The sequence below is a fragment of the Polyangiaceae bacterium genome (genome assembly GCA_020633235.1).
Taxonomy (GTDB): domain Bacteria; phylum Myxococcota_A; class Polyangia; order Polyangiales; family Polyangiaceae; genus JACKEA01.
This window is the reverse complement of record JACKEA010000006.1, coordinates 97,150-113,654: the sequence shown is the minus strand read 5'-3', so window position 1 is coordinate 113,654 and position 16,505 is coordinate 97,150. Positions and strand designations below refer to the sequence as shown.

Here is a 16,505-nt window from a genome sequence, read left to right as displayed (position 1 = left end):
TTGCGCCGCGCGGGAGCCATCTCCGTCCCGCGCCAGCGCGGATGCTCTCTCCATCTCCGTCCCGCGCCAGCGCGGATGCTCTCTCCATCTTCGTCCCGCGCCAGCGCGGATGCTCGCTCTCCCACGCCCGAAAGCTCTCATGGCCCCAGCGCAGCTCCCCCTGCATTGGGTCGCCGCCGCGCGCTCTTCTTGCGGTCCATCAGCTCGGCCCCAAAGTCCTCCTCTGCCGCGAGGTCATTGTGCGCTCGACACCGAAGCGCCAAGTTCCCAAGCGTCTCGTCCCCTCCCTTGGCGAACGCGCGGTCGTGATGGATCTCGAGCCCTCCCGTCTCCGGGCAGCGACAGCCGCGATTGTCCACATAGGTGCAGCGTGCTTCGTCACGCTCCCAGACCGCGCGCACGATCTCCGCAGGGACGTGCCGCCGAGCGAGGGACCGCGTCATCGAGGCTGCCTTCGATGTAGACCTCGGCCGGGCTCCCGCGGCGTTGGCAACTCCACCTCGCTCGTCGAAGTCTTGCACATCGTCGACAATGCCGTCGGCGCTATCGCCGCGTGCAAGCTCGCCGCGTGCAAGCTCGCCGCGTGCAAGCTCGCCGCTCGCGCTTTCGCCGCGCGCGCTTTCGCCGCTCGCGCTTTCGCCGCTCGCGCTTTCGCCGCTCGCGCTTTCGCCGCTCGCGCTTTCGCCGCTCGCGCTTTCGCCGCTCGCGCTTTCGCCGCTCGCGCTTTCGCCGCTCGCGCTTTCGCCGCTCGCGCTTTCGCCGCTCGCGCTCGCCGCGCGCGCTCGCGCTTTCGCCGCTCGCGCTTTCGCCGCTCGCGCTTTCGCCGCTCGCGCTTTCGCCGCTCGCGCTTTCGCCGCTCGCGCTTTCGCCGCTCGCGCTTTCGCCGCTCGCGCTTTCGCCGCTCGCGCTTTCGCCGCTCGCGCTTTCGCCGCTCGCGCTTTCGCCGCTCGCGCTTTCGCCGCTCGCGCTTTCGCCGCTCGCGCTTTCGCCGCTCGCGCTTTCGCCGCTCGCGCTTTCGCCGCTCGCGCCTTCGCTGCTCGCGCATTCGCCGCTCGCGCCGTTGCTCCACGAACCCACGCTCAGCGCTGATTCCGCGCCGCCCCGACCATCATCATCCGGAACGACTGTGCGCTTGCGCGGTCGATCCGTCGCACCTCTTCGGCTGCTGCGCGCAGCTTTCCACAGCATGCTCATCGCCTTCTCGTGAACGGCCACGATGTCGCGGTCCGGGATCTGATGCTGCAACAAGTCGCGCAGCTCCTCGAGCTGATCGACGTAATCCTGCCCGACACAGATCTCGAGACGCCAGCGCCCGGGCGACAAAGGTTCGAGAACCGGAAACGGCCCCTCCTTTGCCGTGAGCGGTGGGGCGTTGGGGGACGGCGGCGCCGGGATCGGCGCAGGCGTTCCGTCAGGATCCGTCGGCACGCCGAACGGCTCGTTGCTCGCCTGCATGGCGCGAATCGGCCCTGCGAGCGCCGCCATGAATCGCGACCAACTCGGCTTGCGAAACGGATCGCGGTGCTTCGGCTTGAAGATGGGCGCGAGCGACGGCTCGACGTCCGGCCGCGGCGCGATCTCCGCCACGAGCTCCTGCACCTCCCGTTTGGTGCGGAACTTGGCGCGCTCGAGCACGGCGTCACAGTTCTCCTCGGTGAGATGAGGCGCCAGCAGCAAGAGACCCGTCAGGTGGAGGGACGCATCCGTAAGCATGTCGAGCAGCACCGGAAACCGCCGCACCGCGCGCGCCGCCTTCACGCGACGCTGCGCTTCGTCCTCGCTCATGCGCAGCTCGTAAACGCAGTACTTGTAGAGCGAGGCGCACGCGATCTTGCGGTACGCCTTGCGCGCGTCCACCTCGGCCAAGTGGGCGAGCAACTGTGCCGTGACCCCATTCGAGCGACCGACCAGGAGCTTCGTCGACTCGAGCAGTTCCGCGTTATCCACGTCGTCGAAGGAAGCGCGCGAAGTCGCCGAGTCCGACGACGCTCGCGAGACCGCGATGTCCCGGTCCATCGGCGCAGGCCGCAAAGCCTCGCCGTGCGAGGCCGCAGCGACACCAGGCCGTGGGGGCCTCCCAACGCGGTCTTCGGCCAGCGCGCGCCGTGCCGCTTCGCCACCTTGTGCCGTGCGCGGTATCGAATTCGCGCACTCCTCATTCGTTGGCGAGGGATCCGCACCGCTCCCTTGCAGCCGCGAGGCGCCTTCGAGCGCGCCGTGCAGCGATCGCAGTGCCGCTTCGCCACCTTCTACAATGCCCGTCGGCGAGCTCGGCACCGCATTCACTGCCTCTGCGGGCGTGCCCTCCTCAGTTGCATCGGCGCTCGGCCGCGTCGCGGCCCCCCACTGTCCATCCGGCGACGGCCCTGAGGCCGAAATTTCGGGTTGTTGCATGGGGGAAACATAATCATCGGGTTTTCGTTGCTTCGAGGTTGGCTCAGGTTGCGCGATCGGAGAAAGAACGACTCTCGAAGCGTTTGACCGTGCGATCGCGCGTGAGCGCTTGGCTCAGCGCGAGGAAGGGCCGCTATTCTCGCGAGCGGCAAGATCGGGCGAAGTGGCTACAAAAGTTGTCAACCCCGGGGCGCAGGAAATCGACCTGAATCGTTCTTTTTTTGGTTCGCCGCGGAACCACGTTCTTCCGAAGGCAACTCACTTGCGACACTTTCTGTCGCCACGGCCGCAGGCAATTGCCGGTCCATGTTCAGCACAGGCCTCGCTCAGCGGGGGACACCGCCCCCATTTTCCGCGCCAGCGCGGCTGCGTCGAATCCTGTCGCAGGAGGAGAGCTAGGCTCGTTCGGCGCAACCGCGCGTCTTCGGTCTGCCAAGCTCAGCCTCGGGGAACCCGCCCCCATTTTCCGCGCCAGCGCGGGTGCGTCGGTTCCTGTCGCAGGAGGAGAGCTAGGCCCAACTGCCCTAGCGGAGGCCGAAGCGTAGGCCTGAGAACTCCATCGAGCACGAGCTCTCTTCGGGGGACACCGCCCCCATTTTCCGCGCCAGCGCGGCTGCGTCGCACGCTGCCATAGCTGGAGAGCGGCGCGGATGCGCCGGATACTGTCGCAGTGGAGAAGCTGGGCACGGGCTTGAGCACCGGCTTCGGCCGCTGGCCTCAGCCCCTGGGGGTCCCGTCCCCATTTTCCGCGCCAGCGCGGGTGCGACGACTCCTGTCGCAGGAGGAGAGCTAGTCTCGTTCGGCGCGACGGCGCGTCTTCGGGCTGCCCCCCCATTGCCGAAGACTCAGGCCCCGACTCTCGCGCCAGCGCGGTTGCGGCGGCTCCTGTCGCAGGTGACGTGCTGAGCGCGCGCGGCGAAGTTGACGGCGCGAAAGGGCCCTTTCGGCGGGGTTTCCGCGCTGCACCAACAACCCCAGGAACATGGGATAGTCCCGACGTATGAGGCCGGCTGGGCTGACTTGGACCGGAACCATCTTGCTCGTGGCGTGCGGATCGCCACCGGCGCCGAGCGTCGCGCCACGCCCGTCCCCGGCGCCGAGCGTCGCGCCACGCCCGACCTCTCCGCCGCGCCCCACCCCAACGCCCAGCCCTTCGGTACGCCCAGCGCCCAGCACACCGCCGCGGACGACTCCGCCGCGTTCGGCGTCTCCCGCCATCGCGCCGACAGGTCCGATTGCCGATGCGGCCGAGGCGGTGCGCCGCTTCAAGAAGCTGTGGCCACGGGTACGGACGGCGCTGGAGTCTTCGCATCCGACGGCGGCACAGCGCTGGGACGAGGTGATGACCCACGGGCGCGGCAATCCTTCGGCGCGATCTGGCGACTGCGGCGAGCTCCGCCACACCGTCGAGGACACGCTCTCGGAGACGGAGTACTCGACGTCGCTGTTGTACGGGGACATCGCGAACCTGGCGGCCGGCACCACGTGTTGGCAGGTGAGCTTTTCGGAGGCCTTCGACACACTGATCGCTTGCTTCGACATGGACGAGGGGCAGCTGCTTCTGATTTGGGCGCCCCCTGAAGGCTGACGTCGCTAGTATCGACGCATGAAGCAGCGCATCGAGAAGCTCGCGAACGCCATGAGCGTGTTCGGAGCAGCGCACCACAAATGGCAGCTGGCGGAGCCTTGGTCGGAAGACGAGGTGCGGAAGTTCGAGAAGAGCCATGGCGGCGCGCTTCCGGAGCAATACCGACGCTGGCTCCTGGAGGTGGGCGCGAGCGGCGCGGGACCGGGCAACGGGCTGTTCACCCCCGGCATGCTGGACAATGGCGGTGGTCCGAAACCCTGGAAGCGGCGCTTCGGCCCGCTGGGAAAGGACTTCCCGTACACCGCGGAGGTCGACAAGCACGCTGGGAAGCTTCCGGGAGCGATGCCCGTGTCGGATCTCGGCTGCGGCATCCTCGCGCTGCTGGTCACGGCGGGCGCGGAGCGCGGCAAGATCTGGGTGGACGATCGCGCGAACCGCTGCGGTTTGCGTCCGGAAGATGGGCTCACCTTCGACGCTTGGATCGAAGCTTGGCTCACCGCGGCCGAGCGTGAGGCGAAGGACCCGTGGAAGCCGGCGAAGGACCACGAGAACGTGCCCGACGTGGTGATCCCCGCCTCGGAGGTGGTCGAAGCGTCGGCACTGCAAGCATTCGTGGACCAGGTGCACGCGGCGTTGGCGGACGGCGACGTCGTGTCTTTCGGAAAGCTCGGCGAGATCCGAAAGCGCGGTCCGTCGCTTTCATTTCAACAGGGCAAGGCACTGCACGACGCCATGGACGGCAAGGCGCTCCCGTCGGGCGGAGGGACGCTCGCGGACGTGTTCCGCGCACTGTTCGACCAGCCCCGCTGGCACGCGCTGGAAATCCCAGGGCTCTTGCGCACCTGGGTCGGTGAGGACAAGCACGTCGAGATGCGCGACTACTTGGGACGGACCCAGCTCGTCGGGCGCGCCGGTCCATTCCTGGTCGTCCAGAGTGTGCGCCCGAGCAACACCCGCTGACCGGACTGCCGCGGTCCTGCGCCCGCGCACTGCGAACCCCTGCGCGAATCGCTCGGCACGACGCTTGCTGTAGCTACCCGTGGAGGTGGCTTATGCTTAATCGTTTCGAGCTTACGGGGGCCCTCACCCTGCTGGTCGGCGCGCTGCTCGCGTGCGGAGGCGGCGGCGCCAACGAGAATCAGCACGGCGTCGGGGACGAACCCGGGGGTGTGGCGCTGGGGTTTGGGGACATCGCGGTTGCCCCGGTGGGGAACTATGTCCTGTTTCGCCGGGGAGACGGCCTCGCCGTGGGCGACGTCGACAGCGGCAAGGTGAGCGGCTTGCCGGTGAGCTCGCCGGAGCGCCTCGCGTTCTCCAAACAGCGACCCGTGGTGTACGTGGGCTCCAGTGCGAGCGACGAGATCCTCGCGGTAGACGTGAACGATCGCCGAGTGTTGTGGCACACCGCGGTGTCCGACACGGACAGCGCGAAGACGCGCCTGATGTCCTCCAAGGACGACCGCTTCGTGGTGGCGGCGCAGCTGCAGGACGTGGAGATCCTCGACGCCCAGACGGGCAAGGAGCTCGGTAGCTTCGATTTCCCGCAAGCCCTGGTGGACGTGCAGATCCTTCCGGACGACCAGCGCGCCATCGTCGTGGAGCTCAACGAGTGGGACGGCGATGCGCCCTCCACGCGCGTGACCATCTTGAACCTGGAGACGCAGGCCAAGACCACGATCACGGTACCCAACTGCGCGGATCGCCTGGCGGTGAGCGGCGACGCGACGCGGGCACTCTTGGCGCCGACCACCTGCCAGAAGGATCCCATCAGTGTGATCGATCTGAGCCCCGGCAAGGAGGGCTTCGATCACAACCTACCCGGCTTCGGCCCCGTAGCCCTGTCGCCGGACGGCACCACCGCGGTCGCGTTCCTGGATCGCGACGCCGTCGATCTCTCGCTGTTCGACGACCCGAGCCAGGCGCCCACGAGCTCGGCCGAGCGCTATCACCTGATGCTGATCGACACCGCCACGCTGAAGTACGAGTTCGCGGAAGCGGGGTCCAAGCTCCCGCGCTTCGCCATCACCCCCAACGGCAACGTGCTCTTGGTCGACTCCGCCTACGTGGAGAGCGAGGGCGCGCGCCTGTTCGACGTCACCAGCCGCACGTTCCACCACATCCAAGGTCCGCAGATCACCCTCGACAATTTCGTCATCAGCAGCGACTCGAAGCACGCCTACGTGCTCCAGAGCCTGCTCTACGACCTGAACGTGGATGACGCGCAAACCAGCGAAATCGAGACCGGCTTCGAGGCCAAGAACATCAACATTGCCGCGGACGACAGCGCGCTGTTCCTTCGCAAGAGTGACCACGAAATCTGCATCTTCGACCTGGCCACCCGCTCCTGCGGTCGGAGCTTCGTGGTGACGCAAGCGCCGTAGCGACTAAACTGAGCGTCATGAAGCCCGCCGCGCTCGCTCTCGTCCTCGCGGCGGGCTGCACGTCGCCAGCGCCCCCGGCGGCGCAGCCCGAGCCTTCTCCGCCCGCCACCGCTACCGTCAGCACGCCGCTTCCGCCGCCCACCACGGCGAGCGCCAGCGCTTCGCCCCCGGTGAGCAGCGTGCCCCGCATCGACATCGATTTCTCCCGCTGGGGCAAGCCCGACACGTTCTGTCATCCAGCGGAAACCTGGACCGACGAAAAGGGCTGCGTCTCGCAGAGCAAGATCCCCGCCGGCCGCTGTGGCAACGCGGGCAGCAAACAAGACCTCCGTCCCATCTGCGGCTGCAGCCCGCGCGACCTCATGTGCCAAATGCATTGCGGCAAGCCCGGCAAGGTCCGACGCGTCCCCCGTTGGGACACCCCCGCGCCGCCGAACGAGTTTGCCGACTGCCAAAAACAGTGCGACGCGGACTATGCGCCGGGCTGCCTACGCCTCGGCCTCACTTTCGTGCGTGGCACGCCCAAGCAGCGCGGTATGGACCTGCTCGAGCGGAGCTGTCGCCTGGGCTACGGCGCCGCCTGCTACGAGCTCTTCCACCTGTATCGCTGGCTGCCCGAGTCCCGCAAGCGCCCCTTCGCCGCACAGCTCGAGGAGTCCCTGTGCAATCACACGGAGGACGACAGCCCTTGCATCCAGACGGCGGAGGCCTATCGCAATGGCTGGGGCGTGAAGCAGGACACGGAGAAGGCCGCGGACTACCGCGAGCTCGCCTGCGAGAGGGTCAAACGGCGTTGCAAGGGCAAGCAGTCTTGCATTGATGACGCCCGTGTCTGCCTTTGATCATGAGGGTGTTGGTGCGGCGCGGGAACGCCACTCCGTGATCTTGGGCCCGATGAGCAGCAAGATCACTCCAACCACGACCGCGATGTCCGCCACGTTGAACACCGGCCAGCGGTGCACGTGGATGAAGTCCACCACGTAGCCGCGCAGCAAGCGGTCCGCCGTGTTGCCGAGAGCGCCGGCCAAGATCAGCGCTACGGCGACGGCCTGTAGCGGCGGCGCGCTGCGCCGTTTGGCGAGCCAGACCACGAGGCCCACCACGGCCAGCACGCCGATGGCCAGCAACAGCGGTGCGCGCCAGGTGGTCGGCATCCAGCTGAGCAAATTGAAGGCGACGTCGTGATTCTGCACGTAGCTCAAGTCGAGCACGCCAGGAACGAGCACCTTGGGACCGCTGTAGCGCAGGGACGTCTCCGCCAGGTGCTTGGTGGTGTGGTCACAGCCAACCAGCAGCGAGACCGCCGCGATCACCGCAAATATTCGCCCGCGCATGGACGAGAAACCCGGGAAGGGCCGTAGGTATTCCTCCTTGGTGAGAGAAGCGCTGGCATTTCAACGGGCTTTCTTGGTGAGTTGACAGCCTTTGTTTCAGGCCTCATATATTGGTTGGTCAACCAACCAAGTTAAGATCGTGCCGCGCCCCTCCAACACCGAAGCCCGCCGGGCCCAGATCGCAGACGCCCTGATCGGAGTAATGGCGGAGCGCGGGTACGACGGCGCCTCCATCGCGGACATCGCGAAGCGCGCGGGGCTCACGCCGGGTCTCGTGCACTACCACTTCCAGAGCAAGCTCGACATCTTGCTGGTCGCTCTCGCGCGGGTCGTCCAGCGCCATCGCGAGCGCTTGCTCGAGCATCTCGCAGCGCTCGACGGCTCCGCCGCCCACCAGGTGTCGGCCTTCGTCGACTTCCACTTGGGTCTCGGCAAGTCCGCGGATCCCGAGGCCCTCGCGTGTTGGATCTTGCTCAGTGGGGAGGCGCTGCGGCAGCCGAAGGTGCAGCTCGAGTACGAGCGCGCCGTGTGCGATCTGGTGGAGCTCGTGAGCACCATCCTCCGCGCCGGCATCGCCGCGGGAGAGCTTCACGCGGAGGATCCCGTCGCGGCCGCCGCCGCCATCGTCGCCAGCATACAGGGCTACTTCGTGCTCGCTGCCACCGCGCGGAGCTGCATCCCCCGTGGCAGCGCCGCGCGGTCCACCCTGCGCATGGCGGAAGGCTTGCTGGGGGCATCGCTCCCGGAGCTCGCGTCATGAAGCCCGGAGCGTTGATCCTTGTCGCCGCGCTGGCCCTCGTGGCGGTCGTCCGGTTCTTTCCCGCGGCGGACCAACAAGACCATGAACCTGGACTGGAGGCTCGGTCATGCGCATAGCCGTCTACGCCGGCAGCTTCGATCCCGTGACCCGCGGACACCTCTCCGTGGTGGAACGCGCGGCGCGGACTTTCGACCTGTTGTTCGTCGTCGTCGCGGACAACCCCGCAAAGCGATCGCTGCTCACGCCGGTGGAGCGAGTCTCACTGCTGCACGAGTGCAGCTGCCAACTGGAAAACGTGGAGGTGGCGCAAACGGACGGCTTGGTGGTGGAGCTCGCGCGCCAGGTGAATGCGCGATTTCTCGTGCGCGGAGTGCGCGGCGTGACCGACATCGAGGCGGAGATTTCGCTGGCCAACGTGAATCACCAGCTGGCGCCGGAGATCACCACCTTCTTCGTGCCGGCGGATCCGGCGCTTTCGGAGGTGAGCTCGAGCCGGCTGAAGCAGCTCGCGGAAGCCGGGGCCGACCTCTCCGAGCTGTGCACACCCAACGTGGCGCGGGCGCTCTCGGCGAAGCTCGCGCGCAGGGGGTCCCTTGGCGCGCTTTGAGGTCACGGCCCTGGGCGTGGGCGACGCGTTCTCCGAGCTCTACGACACCTCGGCGCTGCTCGTGGAGTACGACGGCTTTCGCTTGGCCATCGACTGCCCCGACAGCTACCGCCGGGTGCTCGCCAAGTCGCACGCCAAAGACGTGGACCACGTGCTCATCACCCACCTGCACGGCGACCACGTGAACGGCCTCGAGGGCTACGGCTTCTTCAAGCACTTCGCGGAAGACAAGCGTCTGAGCTTGTACGCCTCACCGGAGGTGCTCGCGGACATTTGGCCTCGGCGCCTGGCGGCGAGCATGTCCGAGCTGTACGACGGTCAGCGCACTCGCGAGATGCGCTTCGCGGACTACTTCGACGCGCGGGCGCTGCCGTGGGAACGCTGCGCGGAGGTGGGCCCGTTTCGCATTCGCACGCGGCGCACGCTGCATCACATCCCCACCACGGCGCTGTTCATCGAAGCCGACGGCCACTCCCTGGGGTACTCGGCCGACACCGCGTTCGATCCCTCACTCATCGAGTTCCTCGAGCCTGCCAACGTCATCGTGCACGAGACCAACTTGGGCCCCGCGCACACGCCCTACGAACGCTTGGCGGAATTGCCGGCAGCGTTACGAGAAAAGATGCGCCTGATCCACTATCCGGACTTCTTCGACGCGCACGCGAGCACCATCCGCGTGCTGCGCCAGGGCGACGTGCTTCAAGGCTGACCGCAGATCGACAAACAGCTCGACAGCACGCACGCCAGCAGCTCGTTGAAGGCGTCGGTGCCGTCCGGGTGGGCGGCGAAGCATTGTTGCAAGCAACTCTGCGGGTCGCGCCCAGTGTTCGCACAGTCGTTTTGACACTGCCGAATGGCGGCGCACTCGGGCACGCTATCGCAGTGATCGAGCTCGGTCTGGCAGCTCGCCGTCATGCATTTCTCGCAGGGCGACGTGGTGCACACGCCACCGTTGCACACCGAGCCCGAGCAGCAAGGCGTGGCCAGATCGCAGGCGTCTCCCGGTGCGCCGCACGCGCGACACTGATCCAAGCCGCACACTCCGGAGCAACAATCGCTGCCGAGCTTGCAGCTCGCCTGCACTGGCAGGCACCCCGAGCACACGCCGTTGGAGCACGCCTGACCAAGCCCTGCGCAGCACTCGGAGTCCGCGCCGCAGGTCGAGCCCTCCGGCTTGCAGCTGGCGCAAGTGTCGTCCGCCAGACACACGCCGCTGCAGCAGCCCGCGGTGGACTGGCACGCCGACCCTCCCGGGGTGCAACTGAGCGCCGACTCCTCCGCCGCGTCTTGTTGCGTGCCCGCGTCCATCGCCACGCCACCCTTGAGGTCGTTCAAGTCGCTGGTGACGCTGCAGCCGGAAAGCGCGAGCACGAGCAGAACGATGGCTCGGCCCCACATGCAGGCGATTGTATCTCATCGGAAGCGCCGCTCGCCGTGTCAGCCATCCGCTAACATGTTCTGACACCGTCGATCGCCGGAACGGCATCCCTGCTGCTGTTTGCTTGTTTTTGTGTGTTCGGCGCGGAACCGCTCCAGCGCGGATATTCCGCGTCGGAACGGAGCGTGCATTCGCACGCCGCATGGTCAAGAAGCTCGTCGCGGCAGCGCTCATCGCCGTCCTTTCCCTGGCCGCCTGCGGCGGGAGCCCCGGGGACGCCTACGTCTCGGACGAAGAAGAAGTGGCCAAGGCCGCACAGGCCATCTCTTCCGACGACGCCGTGAAGCGCGCGATGGAGTGGGTGAACGCCAAGCTCAAGTACTGTCAGGCGCCCAATCACGCTCACGACTACGACGTCGCCTGCTCCAGCACCTGTAGCCGTCAGAACAACCCGAAGTGGGACCCGTACCGCTCGGATTGCTCCGGACTGGTGTCCTGGTCCTGGGGCTTGCCGGCGCCGGGGCTCACCACGTTGGGCTTCGCACCCTTCAACACGTCGGTGACACACGTGATCAAGGCCATCGACCTGCGCCCCGGAGACGCGGTGAACAACGACGGCCACGTGATGCTGTTCAAGAACTGGGTGCAGAAGGGCAAGAGCGCCGTGTTCATCGAGGAGCCTGGCTGTAGCGCCACTCCGAACTATGCGCACCAGTTCAGCTCCGACGTTTCCCTGAACGGCGCCATCATCAGCGTCTCCTCCAAGGGCGAGACGTTCCACGCCATCCGCTACAACAAGATCACGGTCGAAAAGACGCTGAAGGCCAAGGCCACACGGAAGTGGAGCAACGCGCGCCGCTACCACGGCAAGAAGGCCGACTACATCGCCTGCGCGGGCGACACGGTGAAGATGTCCTTCACCTTCAAGAACGTGGGCACCGCCGTGTGGCGCGACGTGAAGGGCCGCGGCCAGCACATCGGCAACGACGTGTTCCTGGTCACCGCCAACGGCAAGAAGGATCGCATCACGGGGCACAAGCGCTACAGCCTGCGCAACGATGCGAACAGCGTGGTGCGCGGTGATCGCAAGGCGAAGAACTGCAGCAACAAGAACGGCTGCCGCAAGACAACGTTCGTACAGGGCGCCATCAAGGGCAAGGCGCCCAACAAGCCGGGCATCTATCACTCGCGCTGGCGCCTCCGCGACTACAGCAAGCCGTGGGGCAAGCACTCCCACGGTTTCGGTCCCAAGGTGGATCTGTCGCTCAAGGTGGTGAGCTGCGAGCTGCCGAAGCAGGCGTGCGGCTGCCGGGTGTGGTGCAGCGACGGAAAGAGCCACAAGCTCTCCGCCAACATCGACAGCGCCGCCATGTGCAAGTCCGTCGCCCAGACGTACTGCAAGCCCGCAAAGTACCTCGACCACGACTACCAGGCGTGCGACGTCCCGGATCCGCACCCCGGTTCCGGCGGCAAAGGCGGCGCGACGGGCAGCGGCGGCGCGACGGGCAGCGGCGGCGCGACGGGCAGCGGCGGCACGACGGCGGCGGAGGAGTGGAACGCGGAAGACGGCAGCGAGAACGCAGATAATGGCATCGAGCTGCTCGACGGCGACGAAGATCCCGACGAGACCATGGACGACGCGGACTTCGAGGACGACGGCTTCAATGGCGACGCGGACTCGAGCCCCGACACGGCCACCGCGGGCGGCTGCTCCCTGTCGCAGCCAAATGCCGGAGGCACGCCCTGGGCCGCGAGCGCGCTCGCATTACTGGGCGTGGTGTTGCTGAGAAGGCGTCGAGCATGGACCTCCTGAGCACCAGCTGGATGTTGGTGCGGCGCGAATCCCGTCGCGCAGCAAATCAGCTCTTTGCCAGGAGCCGCTTCACCTGAGCGCGCAGCTTCTTACCAACCTCGGGTTGCACCATCTCGACGTAGGCAGCGAACCCGAGCAGGTAGGCGCGGGGTTCACTATGGCCGGTGGTCTCGGAGCTGACACCGCGTTGCTCGCAAGCGTGGAGGATCGCGCGAAACCTACGCCTTTCCTCCCGCGGTACGGAGAGGCCCTGATTGGTGACCAGCCCTGTCACGCGCATTTGACCCGACGGTCTGTGCACGCGGCGCTTACCAATGTTCTCGATGAACCCCTCCTGATGGAGGATCTGATTCACCCACCAGAAGAAGCGGCCAAGCCCCTGCTCGGGATCACCCTGGAAGGAGAAGGTGAGATCGTCGGCGTAGCGCGTGTAGGTGGCGCCGAGCCTTGCGGCCAGCGCGGTGAGTCGTGCATCGAGGCGTCGACAAACGAGATTCGAGAGCACGGGCGACGTGGGCGCTCCCTGGGGCAGCACGCTGGGCCACGAGACTCGCCCATCCGGGAGCTTGGGGCGATACGTGGTGATGGCCGCAAGGAGCTTGGCAGCTTCTTTTCCCGCACCGTGATGTTCCAGCAATCCGACGACGCGACCGTAGTGAACCGTCGGAAAGAAGTCCGCGATGTCCATCTTTACCAACAGCCGTGCGTTCACATGCGGCTGCGCGTTGGTCACGGTAGAACGACCACGAACGAAACCGTGAGCCGCCGCATGAGGCTCGATCGGATCCAAGAGCTCGGTCGCGATCTTGCGCTGTAGCCGCTTTAGGACGTGCTTGGGAGCATGCAGCGTTCGGACGCCACCGCTGGCCTTGGGGATCTCGAAGGCCACGTAGGAAGTGCCAGGCCCAGAGCCGGGCCGCAGCAAACGAGTCACCTCCTGCTCGGACACGCCCAATAGCTCGAGAACGTCTTGTCTCCCCTTCAAGGCGGCGAGGGGGGGCGCTGGTCTACGGCTCGGCGGGCGTGCCCGAAATAGGCCGAAGTGCCAGCCCGCGGGCGCGTATCCGCGGATTTCCCTGACACTTGGCGACCTTGCCGCAATGACCATCCGTTCCCGGGTGAACGGGTTGATGCCCTCGCGTTGCGTGGTCGCAGGAACCTTGGCGAGGCGACGCGCCGGTAGCGCCACGTCCGTCACCCGCAACGCGCGAGCCGCTCGAAAGGCGGCACTGCGCACCATGCGTGAGCGGTCCTTGGCGGCGTTGCGCACGATCCTGACCGCTGGCGAGTACGCAAAGGTGAGCTGAACCCAGCGCACGGCCCGACGGCGGACCACGGGATCCGGGTCCGCCAACATCTGCCGCACCATGGGTTCCGTACGCTTGGAAACCAGGGAGCGCGCAACCTCGTACTCCGCGAGGCCTCCGCCTCGCCGCAGCAGAGAGAGGATGGTGCTGCTGTTCGCGACGGGATCGTCAAGCAGGGGGTAGAGCTTCGAGATCAGCGTCGCGACGTCCATCGAGTGCCCTCCCGGTTACCCGATCTACTTGCTCAGCAGGAACGAACGCGGGAAACGAGCCGCTGTGCGGCCCGCGTGTCGACCGTGCGAAGAATGCCGGTGATGATCAGCCGCGACGGAACATCGCGGACGAATAGCTAGCTCAGGGAATAACACGGGAGGGCCAGCGAACTGTATCACGGGTGCATTGCGGTGGCCTCGAAGTGCGCCGGTTCGAGAAGTGGAACCCGCTGCTCCTGGGGTGGAGCGCTCTCGACGCGCCAACCCTTTGATCGCTCGTAGACGTGGTCGCCGTGCTCACGCAATTCCCGCGCCCGGCCGGACTCCAGCTCCGGAGTCGAGAGCACCTCCAGGTTCTCGATCAGCTCGCGGTAGCGACGCGGTGCCGCCACACAGGCGCTCACCCCCGGCTGCGAAAGCGAGTAGCGATAGCAATCGGGCGCCGTCACGGGAGCTGAGAGCCGTACCGGTGTGCGCTGGAGCATGCGGCCGTAACAGAGGTTCGAAAACGTGAGCACACCGGTACCACGGCGAACGCAGTCGGGGAACACGTGCGCTTCAGCGCCGCGGTGCGCCGCGTTGTGCCGCACCATTACGACTTCGAGGCCGCGTGCCGACGCCTCGCACGCCAACGAACGGTCGTGAGTGGAGATGCCACGCGCGCGGATCAAGCCGCGGCGTTGCAGAGCTTCGAACGACTCCGCGATCTCGTCGAGCCGCGTGGACGATCGAGTCCAGAAGGCGAGGAACACGTCGATGGAATCACGCCGTAGCGCCCTGAGCACGCGCCGGACGTCCTTTTCGATGAGATTCGGATCGGCCTCGTAGGTCCCGGCGACGACGATCGAATCCCTTCCTTCCCGCGTTCTCAGGAAACGGGCCAACTCGAAGTGGGTCGGCTCCCAGAAGTACAGATTGACGCCGCGCTCCCTGGCCAAGGCGAAGTCGCGCCGGCGCAAGTCGTATGCGCCGGAAAGCCCGAACGGGCCGACGACGATCCCGCTGTTTCCGAGAGGGCGGCGTGGCCCCGTCGGGAGCTCGCGTTTGGTCTCCGCGGCGACCACCCGCTGTACGGGGACGCGAGAAACGCCACCCGATTCGACGTCCTGCAAGAGCGCGATGTGCGCGGCGACGTTGGGGTCGACGTCATCCGGCAGATCGCGCTCACCGCCGAGGCGCAGTGCCGTGTACAGTGCGACACGTTGATCGGCCGTGGGCGTGCCGGCGGTGAGCAGGGCGCGCAACTGCGGCAATCGATCGTAGAGCGTCTCGACGGCAAAGCCGCGGACTCCGAAGTCCCCGTCGCGTGCGAGCGCGAGCAATGCCAGGGCCGCGGCGTCACTCGCGTCGTGTGCAGCGATGCGTGCGGCCTCCGCTCGCATGGACGGTTCGACATCGCGAAAGCCATCGTGGAGCGCCCAGTGGGTGCGCACGTCGTCTTCCGCGATGTCGAGCGCGGCACGACGCACGAGGGACGAAGCATCCGCAAGGCCCTTGAACGCGCGCTCTTGAGCGACCACCGCAGCCCGAACCCACGGGTCCGGGTCGGCTTCGGCGGCATCGAGCTCGCCGGACGAAAGACACCGTGCTTCACTCAGTGCGCGAAGGGCGGGCGCTCGGACGGCGACGTGCGCGTCGGAGGCCAGTGAGCGAAGTCCGTCGAAGTGATGCAGATCCGCGTGGAGCTCTACGAGCAATGCTCGCACGGGCGTGAGCTGCTCGGAGGGATCGAGCTCGAGGAGCGCGGCCCGGGCGTCGCGGCTCTTCGTGCGAGCCAACCAGAAGGCGGCATGCTCGCGGACGAGTCCATCGGCATCGCTGAGCAGCTGCCGCATCAGTGAAAACAATGCATCTCTGTGCGGCGCCACTTCGGGCAGACGGGCGACCGCGGCGCGGCGCACGCGAGAGTCCGCATGGACGGCCAGCGCTTCCAACTGCCGCCAGTCCAGCGCCTGGGGCGTGGCAGACAGCGCCCACGAAAGCGCGCCCGAGGAAGCGGATTCGCACTGCAACACCGCGCGCGCCGCATCGTTACCCAACGTTCCGGCCCGCGCCAGCGTCGCCTGCGCCGCCTCGGGACCGTAGGCAAAGCGCTCGTCGTCGAACCAGCGGGTGGCTTCGATCAGGACGTCGAGTGAACCGGATGCGGCAATGGTCTTGACTGCGAAGCGCCGCAGCGACTCGTGGGAGTGACCCAGAGCGGCGAGCAGCCCGCGCAGCTCTAGAGGCTCGACGGCGCGCGCGAGACGCGCGGCCACGACGGCGGGATCCGGATCACCGCCCTCGAACGGAGTGAATGGGGGCTCGGGGGGCGCATCGAGCTCGAGCTCCATGCCCAGTCTCGCGAGCTCGCGACGGGCAACCACGGAAACCCGCCAGAACGGGTCCGCGGCAGCGAGCCGCAGCACGTTCTGCCCCGCCGCTCCGCAGCTGCGTGCCGCAAAGAGCGTCGCGGCACGCCGAACCCGGAACGAGCGATCGTAACGACAGGCCGCCTCGGCCCTATTCAGAGACTCGGTGTCGCGGGCTCGAGCCAGTACCGCAAACGCGGCCTCGCGTACGGTCGGCGCCCGATCAACGGCGGCTTCCCGCACGTACGGCAGGCACGCCCGCGCGGCCGGGCCCTTGAGTCGCAGCAAGGCCACCGCGCGCACCGAGGCATTGCGATCGCAGAGGATCGCGTCACGGAGCTCGAACATGTCCTCCACACGACTCGGTTGGAGCCTTCGGA

Annotated in this window: 14 protein-coding genes; 9 read left to right on the top strand and 5 right to left on the bottom strand. The window is 67.1% G+C overall.

Annotated features, from left to right (window positions below):
* Positions 1-137 precede the first annotated feature (137 nt).
* Positions 138-443, bottom strand: coding sequence for an HNH endonuclease (locus H6717_30230; GenBank protein MCB9581347.1), 306 nt, complete (start codon positions 441-443; stop codon positions 138-140).
* A gap of 125 nt (positions 444-568) precedes the next feature.
* Between H6717_30230 and H6717_30225 the strand changes: the two genes are divergently transcribed.
* The 5 genes from H6717_30225 to H6717_30205 all read left to right on the top strand — a co-directional run bounded on the left by H6717_30225 (position 569) and on the right by H6717_30205 (position 7,205).
* Positions 569-1,207: a pentapeptide repeat-containing protein gene (locus tag H6717_30225; protein MCB9581346.1), complete on the top strand. Its 639-nt coding sequence runs from the start codon at positions 569-571 to the stop codon at positions 1,205-1,207.
* A gap of 2,442 nt (positions 1,208-3,649) precedes the next feature.
* The gene (locus tag H6717_30220) at positions 3,650-3,982 is read left to right on the top strand and encodes a hypothetical protein (protein MCB9581345.1); all 333 of its coding nucleotides are present in this window, start codon (positions 3,650-3,652) and stop codon (positions 3,980-3,982) included.
* A gap of 18 nt (positions 3,983-4,000) precedes the next feature.
* A complete protein-coding gene (locus H6717_30215; protein MCB9581344.1) occupies positions 4,001-4,942 on the top strand; it encodes a hypothetical protein in 942 nt (313 codons plus the stop codon).
* 92 nt (positions 4,943-5,034) lie between these two features.
* Entirely contained in the window at positions 5,035-6,363 is a 1,329-nt protein-coding gene (locus H6717_30210) for a WD40 repeat domain-containing protein (protein ID MCB9581343.1), read from the top strand.
* Between the two features lie 17 nt (positions 6,364-6,380).
* Complete coding sequence (locus H6717_30205) at positions 6,381-7,205, top strand: sel1 repeat family protein (GenBank protein ID MCB9581342.1); 825 nt, start codon at positions 6,381-6,383, stop codon at positions 7,203-7,205.
* Here H6717_30205 and lspA read toward each other — a convergent pair whose 3' ends face one another.
* Complete coding sequence (gene lspA / locus H6717_30200; protein ID MCB9581341.1) at positions 7,206-7,697, bottom strand: signal peptidase II; 492 nt, start codon at positions 7,695-7,697, stop codon at positions 7,206-7,208.
* A 139-nt stretch (positions 7,698-7,836) separates the two neighbouring features.
* Here lspA and H6717_30195 point away from each other — a divergent pair, with 139 nt between their 5' ends.
* The 3 genes from H6717_30195 (at position 7,837) to H6717_30185 (ending at position 9,773) form a co-directional block, all read left to right on the top strand.
* Positions 7,837-8,457 (top strand): TetR family transcriptional regulator, encoded by a 621-nt coding sequence (locus tag H6717_30195; GenBank protein MCB9581340.1) that lies wholly within the window; start codon positions 7,837-7,839, stop codon positions 8,455-8,457.
* Between the two features lie 106 nt (positions 8,458-8,563).
* Positions 8,564-9,064 carry a pantetheine-phosphate adenylyltransferase gene (gene coaD / locus H6717_30190; protein ID MCB9581339.1) on the top strand — a complete coding sequence of 167 codons (501 nt, stop codon included), beginning with the start codon at positions 8,564-8,566 and terminating at the stop codon, positions 9,062-9,064.
* 10 nt (positions 9,065-9,074) lie between these two features.
* Positions 9,075-9,773 (top strand): MBL fold metallo-hydrolase, encoded by a 699-nt coding sequence (locus H6717_30185; protein MCB9581338.1) that lies wholly within the window; start codon positions 9,075-9,077, stop codon positions 9,771-9,773.
* Here H6717_30185 and H6717_30180 read toward each other — a convergent pair.
* Positions 9,764-10,462: a hypothetical protein gene (locus H6717_30180; GenBank protein ID MCB9581337.1), complete on the bottom strand. Its 699-nt coding sequence runs from the start codon at positions 10,460-10,462 to the stop codon at positions 9,764-9,766. The genes H6717_30185 and H6717_30180 overlap by 10 nt on opposite strands.
* Before the next feature lie 182 nt (positions 10,463-10,644).
* Between H6717_30180 and H6717_30175 the strand changes: the two genes are divergently transcribed.
* Complete coding sequence (locus H6717_30175) at positions 10,645-12,255, top strand: hypothetical protein (GenBank protein MCB9581336.1); 1,611 nt, start codon at positions 10,645-10,647, stop codon at positions 12,253-12,255.
* Positions 12,256-12,301: 46 nt separating this feature from the next.
* On the opposite strand, the gene H6717_30170 is transcribed toward H6717_30175, so the two are convergent.
* Positions 12,302-13,774, bottom strand: coding sequence for a hypothetical protein (locus H6717_30170; GenBank protein MCB9581335.1), 1,473 nt, complete (start codon positions 13,772-13,774; stop codon positions 12,302-12,304).
* A 176-nt stretch (positions 13,775-13,950) separates the two neighbouring features.
* Positions 13,951-16,473, bottom strand: a complete 2,523-nt coding sequence (locus tag H6717_30165; protein ID MCB9581334.1) for an aldo/keto reductase — start codon at positions 16,471-16,473, stop codon at positions 13,951-13,953.
* Between the last annotated feature and the right edge of the window lie 32 nt (positions 16,474-16,505).

Bases quoted from the DNA above. Each gene is read 5' to 3' on its own strand.
- H6717_30230 (MCB9581347.1), bottom strand. From the start codon at position 443: ATGACGCGGTCCCTCGCTCGGCGGCACGTCCCTGCGGAGATCGTGCGC.
- H6717_30215 (MCB9581344.1), top strand. From the start codon at position 4,001: ATGAAGCAGCGCATCGAGAAGCTCGCGAACGCCATGAGCGTGTTCGGA.
- H6717_30210 (MCB9581343.1), top strand. From the start codon at position 5,035: ATGCTTAATCGTTTCGAGCTTACGGGGGCCCTCACCCTGCTGGTCGGC.
- H6717_30205 (MCB9581342.1), top strand. From the start codon at position 6,381: ATGAAGCCCGCCGCGCTCGCTCTCGTCCTCGCGGCGGGCTGCACGTCG.
- lspA (MCB9581341.1), bottom strand. From the start codon at position 7,697: ATGCGCGGGCGAATATTTGCGGTGATCGCGGCGGTCTCGCTGCTGGTT.
- coaD (MCB9581339.1), top strand. From the start codon at position 8,564: ATGCGCATAGCCGTCTACGCCGGCAGCTTCGATCCCGTGACCCGCGGA.
- H6717_30180 (MCB9581337.1), bottom strand. From the start codon at position 10,462: ATGTGGGGCCGAGCCATCGTTCTGCTCGTGCTCGCGCTTTCCGGCTGC.
- H6717_30175 (MCB9581336.1), top strand. From the start codon at position 10,645: ATGGTCAAGAAGCTCGTCGCGGCAGCGCTCATCGCCGTCCTTTCCCTG.
- H6717_30170 (MCB9581335.1), bottom strand. From the start codon at position 13,774: ATGGACGTCGCGACGCTGATCTCGAAGCTCTACCCCCTGCTTGACGAT.
- H6717_30165 (MCB9581334.1), bottom strand. From the start codon at position 16,473: ATGTTCGAGCTCCGTGACGCGATCCTCTGCGATCGCAATGCCTCGGTG.